The sequence below is a fragment of the Mesorhizobium sp. M7A.F.Ca.AU.001.01.1.1 genome, from assembly GCF_004022735.1.
Lineage (GTDB): Bacteria > Pseudomonadota > Alphaproteobacteria > Rhizobiales > Rhizobiaceae > Mesorhizobium > Mesorhizobium ciceri.
The window spans coordinates 1-2,567 of the sequence record NZ_RZPF01000834.1 but is presented as its reverse complement, the minus strand read 5'-3'; the positions used below and the strand labels follow the sequence as shown (position 1 = coordinate 2,567).

Here is a 2,567-nt window from a genome sequence, read left to right as displayed (position 1 = left end):
GCCTGGAGTCCTCGGAGCCATCGCGCGCCGCGGATCCAGGATTTTTGTTGCCTTCAACCGCGCAACTTTGGCCGGCGCTTCATAGTGAGAAGCTCCGTCACATCATGCAGTTCATCTGCCGATGAAATGGCAATCGTCAGCCATTTTCCATCGATGTATGTTTTGGCTTCGTCGTAGAGCTTGACCAATTGCGGACGCCAGACATAACGCCGCTCCTCGCGCTGGCGGCGTTTCTCGGGCAAGCCTTCAGAACGCAATGATCGCCATCGGCGTCTCGGCCACGCCGGTTTTCATTAGGCTGACGCGAGGCCAAGTGCTGTCGATCAAGAACGAGGACTACATCACCGCGGCGCGCGCGCTCGGCTCGCGCGACCGCAACATCATCCTCGCACATGTTCTGCCCAAGGTGCTGGCTCCAATCGTCGTCCAAATCACCATCACCATGGCGGTCGCCGTCCTCGCCGAGGGCAGCCTTGCCTTTCTCGGGCTCCGCCGGCGCCAGCCGGCGCAGACAGTTCCTGAGTGAGGCCCCGTGGATGACGGTCTGGCCGGGACTGCGATCATCGCCGTCGTGCTCGGCTTCAACCTCTTGGGCGACGGGCTGAACGACACGCTCACGCCACAGTTCGAGGACAGTTGACGTCGGCGAGTGATCTCCGATGCCCACACCCCAAATCGGTTGTCAGCAGTTGCGCCACAAGCTGAGATGATGATGGCGCGAATGGCTGACGCGGTCTCGCTGAGGCAGGCGGCATGATCCGATTAAATCGATATGAACGCCCGATACTCGTGATAGATAGGAGTGGCTGCACCTGCTAGCCACGAGACAGACAGACCGCAGGCCTGTCGTGCTTCACCCCACCCTGGCGCTTCGGCTCATGTCGAAGGTCGTCACCGGATGGCCTGAAGCTTATCCAAGCAGGGAGAGTTTCGATGTCTGGACACGGGTATGAGGGCGGACGGCTCGATCTCCCCTTCGTAGGACTTAGCACCTTCGGTAAACGGCCGATCTGCCTGGATTGGGACAAGATCGATGCCGATGTGGCGGTGCTGGGTGTTCCCTTCGACATGGGCACGCAGTACCGCTCCGGCGCGCGCTTCGGGCCGCGCGCCATCCGCGAGGCGTCGACGCTGTTTTCCTTCGGCCATGGCGGCGCCTACGACCATGAGGACTACCAGACCTATCTGCCGCTTGACAAGGTGCGGATCGTCGACATCGGCGATGCGGATATTGTGCACACCGATACCGTCACCAGCCACGCCAATACGGCAAAGGCGGTCCGCAAGATTCTCGAACGAGGCGCGTTGCCCGTCGTTCTGGGCGGCGACCATGCCATCAACATCCCCTGCGTCCGGGCGTTCAGCGAACATGGCCCTATCCATATCGTGCAGATCGACGCCCATCTCGACTTTGTCGACGTGCGTCACGGCGTACGCGAAGGCCACGGCAACCCGATGCGCCGAGCGGCCGAACAGTCGCATGTCAGCGGCCTCAGCCAGCTCGGCATCCGCAACGTCTCCTCTACGGCCCGCGACGGCTACGAAGACGCACGCCAGCGCGGCTCGACCATCCTTTCCGTCCGCCAGGCGCGCAAGCTCGGCGTCGAAGGCGTGCTGGCAACCATCCCGGAGCGCGCGCGCTACTATGTGACGATCGACATCGACGGCTTCGATCCATCGATTGCGCCGGGCACCGGCACGCCCAGCCATGGCGGCTTCCTGTATTATGAAGTAATGGAAATGCTCCAGGGCCTAGTGAAGCGCGGCGACGTGGTCGGCATCGACCTCGTCGAGGTCGCCCCGGCCTACGACCCTTCGGGCATCACCGGCTTTCTCGCAGCACAGGTGCTCCTAAATTTTCTCGGCTACATCTTCGTCGAACGCGAAGCGCGCGGACGCTGAACGGAAGGAACACAACGATGCCAACGAACGCCAGTGACGGTCAGGTTCAACTCATTCCCGCCCGCAAGGGCGTGGCGGCGCCCGTTGCCCAAGGCCAGGTGATCACCGTCATCAACACCCATGGCACCCAGGTGGTGGACACCTGGGCCTTCTGCGCCGACGACATCGCGGAATTCATGTCGATGGAGCACAGCCGTGGCGGCATGCTCAAGGTGAATCCCCAGAACGGCGACACGCTGCGCAGTAACAAGCGGCGTCCGATGCTGACCCTGATCCAGGATACGTCGGGCGGCGTGCACGATACGCTGATCGCCGCCTGCGACCGCTATCGCTACCAGCAGTTGGGCCATGTCGGCCACCATGACAACTGCACTGACAACCTGGCGGCCGCTCTCGGCGCGCTCGGGCTGACGTCATCCGAAACCCCTTCGCCCCTCAACCTGTTCATGAACATTCCCGTCCGCAAAGACGGTTCGGTCTCGTTCGAGGCACCGGTGTCGGGACCGGGCTCCTATGTGTCGATGCGCGCGGAAATGGATTTGATCATCGCGTTCTCGGCCTGCCCGCAGGACCTCATTCCGGTGAACGGGGAAGACTGCGTTCCAACCGAAGCGCACTACCGAATCGACGCCAAGGCGCCGCGCCTTTAAGCACCGCGCTCAGAC

General features: G+C 62.4%; 2 protein-coding genes and 2 pseudogenes. 3 read left to right on the top strand and 1 reads right to left on the bottom strand.

Annotated elements, in window-relative coordinates; translation table 11 throughout:
• Positions 1-53 precede the first annotated feature (53 nt).
• Positions 54-230 (bottom strand): annotated as a pseudogene (locus EN884_RS32610) (DUF3788 family protein); the annotation flags it as partial.
• On the opposite strand from EN884_RS32610, the pseudogene EN884_RS32605 reads away from it, so the two are divergent.
• From EN884_RS32605 to EN884_RS32595, 3 genes and pseudogenes are all read left to right on the top strand, one after another.
• Positions 216-640 (top strand): annotated as a pseudogene (locus EN884_RS32605) (ABC transporter permease); the annotation flags it as partial. The pseudogenes EN884_RS32610 and EN884_RS32605 sit on opposite strands and share 15 nt — an antisense overlap.
• A gap of 293 nt (positions 641-933) precedes the next feature.
• Positions 934-1,902, top strand: a complete 969-nt coding sequence (speB, locus tag EN884_RS32600; protein WP_128360993.1) for an agmatinase — start codon at positions 934-936, stop codon at positions 1,900-1,902.
• Between the two features lie 17 nt (positions 1,903-1,919).
• Positions 1,920-2,552: an urea carboxylase-associated family protein gene (locus EN884_RS32595; protein WP_063170526.1), complete on the top strand. Its 633-nt coding sequence runs from the start codon at positions 1,920-1,922 to the stop codon at positions 2,550-2,552.
• Positions 2,553-2,567 lie beyond the last annotated feature (15 nt).

What these genes read in the sequence shown, in the direction of transcription:
- EN884_RS32595 (WP_063170526.1), top strand. Translation starts at nt 1,920, where the DNA reads ATGCCAACGAACGCCAGTGACGGTCAGGTTCAACTCATTCCCGCCCGC.
- speB (WP_128360993.1), top strand. Translation starts at nt 934, where the DNA reads ATGTCTGGACACGGGTATGAGGGCGGACGGCTCGATCTCCCCTTCGTA.